3 protein-coding genes are annotated in these 2,413 nt (G+C 66.0%); all 3 read right to left on the reverse strand.

Features of this window, described 5'->3' with window-relative positions:
* Positions 1-896 (reverse strand): MBOAT family O-acyltransferase (locus AC1VAN_RS18600; RefSeq protein ID WP_480986417.1); only part of this gene is annotated, 896 nt, incomplete at its 3' end.
* 13 nt (positions 897-909) lie between these two features.
* A complete protein-coding gene (locus tag AC1VAN_RS18605) occupies positions 910-2,034 on the reverse strand; it encodes an alginate O-acetyltransferase AlgX-related protein (protein WP_442251751.1) in 1,125 nt (374 codons plus the stop codon).
* A gap of 4 nt (positions 2,035-2,038) precedes the next feature.
* Positions 2,039-2,413, reverse strand: a 375-nt coding sequence (locus AC1VAN_RS18610) for an alginate O-acetyltransferase AlgX-related protein (RefSeq protein ID WP_480986418.1), incomplete at its 5' end; no start/stop codon positions are given.

The raw sequence follows: 2,413 nt of genomic DNA on the forward strand, positions 1-2,413 counted from the left end.
ACCGGGTAGTACAGGTARGCSGTGATGTARCGSGTSAGCGTSATGTGCCAGCGCGCCCAGAAGTCGATGATGCTGGTGGCCTTGTACGGCGAATTGAAGTTCAGCGGGAAGCGGATGCCGAACATGCGGGCCAGGCCCAGCGCCATGTCCGAATAACCGGAAAAATCGAAGTACAGCTGCAGCGCATAGCTGAGCGCAGTGGCCCATGCGCCCCAGAACTGCACATCACCGGTGGAGGCGAAACCGGCATCGGCATACGGCGCGATGCTGTCGGCGAGCAGGACCTTCTTGGCCAGGCCGATGACGAACAGCATGCCGCCGATGGACAGGTTCTCGGCCTGGAAACGATAGGTCTCGCGCTTGCTGAACTGCGGCATCATCTCCTTGTGGTGGAGGATCGGGCCGGCAATCAGGTGCGGGAAGAAGGTCACGAACAGGACATAGCTGRGCGGGCTGCGGTCGTTGACCACGCCGGCACGGCAGTCCAGCAGGTAGCCGATCTGGGTGAAGGTGAAGAAGGAAATGCCCAGCGGCAGGATCAGCGTGTCCATCGGGCCGACGTTGAAGCCGATGTCGTGGACGAAGTTCACCATTGCCGCGAAGTACTTGTAATGCACCAGCAGCAGGATGTCGGCGGCCACGCCCAGCGCGGTGGCCAGCAGCTGCAACCGGGGACGCTTGGCCAGCGACAGGATCACCAGGCTGACCAGGTAGTTGAAGATGATCGAGCCGGCCAGCAGGATCACGAACTGCGGATTCCACCAGCCGTAGAACACGATGGAGGCCACGCACAGCCACAGCGCGGCCAGCCGTGGCCTCAGCGCGCCCAGCAGGTAGTGCACGCCCAGCGCGATCGGCAGGAAAATCAGCAGGAACAGGAAAGAGTTGAACAGCATGGTCGGTCGGCGCTCAGTCGATACCGGCCAATGCCTTCTGCTCGCCTTCGGTCAGCGGCAGGGACAGGGCCATTTCGGAAAATTCCCAGATCACCAGTTTCACGGTGGGTGGCCACGTCGACTGCTGCGGCAGCGCCGCCAGCAGTGCGCCGGAAAACTGGCCGCCGTCCATGCTCTGGTTCCACACTTCGCGCCCCAGGCCATGGCCCAGGCGTTCTGCGAACAGGCTGCGGCGGCCGTTGGAGCTGCCCAGCAGCAGCACCTCCACCGGCGGGGTGTCGTCCAGCAGTCCACCGCTGCGCAGCGGCGTGATGACCTGCTCCGGCTCCAGGTCCAACGGCGGCCGCCATGATGGCGGCGCGTGTTCCAGGCCTGCCAGCACGATCAGGTCGCCCATGCGTGGCTTGGGCGTGCCCGGCGCTCCGACCTCGAATGCCTGGCTGCCCTGCCCGCCCAGCAACGGCAGTGCCACCGCGCTCACCGCGTCGGCGGCACGCTGCGCGCCGATGCGGTTCATGTGCACGTCGGTGCGGAAGAACACCGGCGCGTCCTGCCCGGACAACACCGGCAGCAGATCGACACTGGGTACCTTCGCCGCCGCCAGCGCCTGCTGCCACTGCCCGTAGCGCGCACGCATCGGTTCGGAATAGCGCAGGCCACAGGTGTGCGCCTGCTCGATGCGCGACTTGTCCGGCACCACCACTACCAGCAGCTTCGCACCGGTGGCCTGCAACTGCTGCGACCAGTGCTGCATCAGGCGCACGCGATCGTTGAATACCTTGGCACCGGCACCCGGCTGCGGACGCAGGCCATCGCGGTAGAACAGCCAGTCCGGGCACCCCAGCGCCACCTGCTCGCCAAGATCGCCCAGCAGGCGATAGCGCACGGCGGCCCCCAGCAGGTCGCCCTGGGCCTGGATCGGCAGCCGCAGGGCCTGGTTGATCGCCTGCCCGGCTTCGCCATCTGCCCAGCGCGAGGGCAGCAGTTTCTCGGCCGGCAGCTTGGCGTTGGCCAGCATCCAGGCACCGGCGCAGACGCCGATCAGCAGCAATGCCGATACCACCACGGCGGTCAGCCGATGGGCACGCGGTGGGGCAGCAGGTGGCAGGGGCGCGGGCGCCCCGGGACGGGCATTCATCGGATCACTGCCCCAGCGCCTTGTGCAGGCGTACCTTCCATTGTTCGGGGGTCATGATCGAGGCGTTGTCCCACTGGCCACGTGCATCCGGGCCCTGCGGGTAGGACGGTTCGAACATCTGCCAGACCAGCACCTGCGGCTTGTTCTGCTTGAACGCGGGTGATTCCAGGTACTCCAGCAGCATCACCCAGTGGCCGACGTTGCCGGGCTTCCAGTTCACCGATACCGGGCGGTCGATCAGGTTGGACAGCTTCTGCGGGAAACCGAAATACGGCTGCACCATGCTGTGGCCGGTCACGTGCACCGGCGCCGGTGCATCATCCAGCAGCGACTGCTGTTCGGCCTGGCGGCGCACGGTGAAGGTATCGCGGCCGATCGC

The sequence above is a fragment of the Stenotrophomonas sp. 05L44_2 genome (genome assembly GCF_056665995.1).

Coding starts and splice junctions, on each gene's coding strand:
- AC1VAN_RS18605 (WP_442251751.1), bottom strand. CDS start 2,034: ATGAATGCCCGTCCCGGGGCGCCCGCGCCCCTGCCACCTGCTGCCCCA.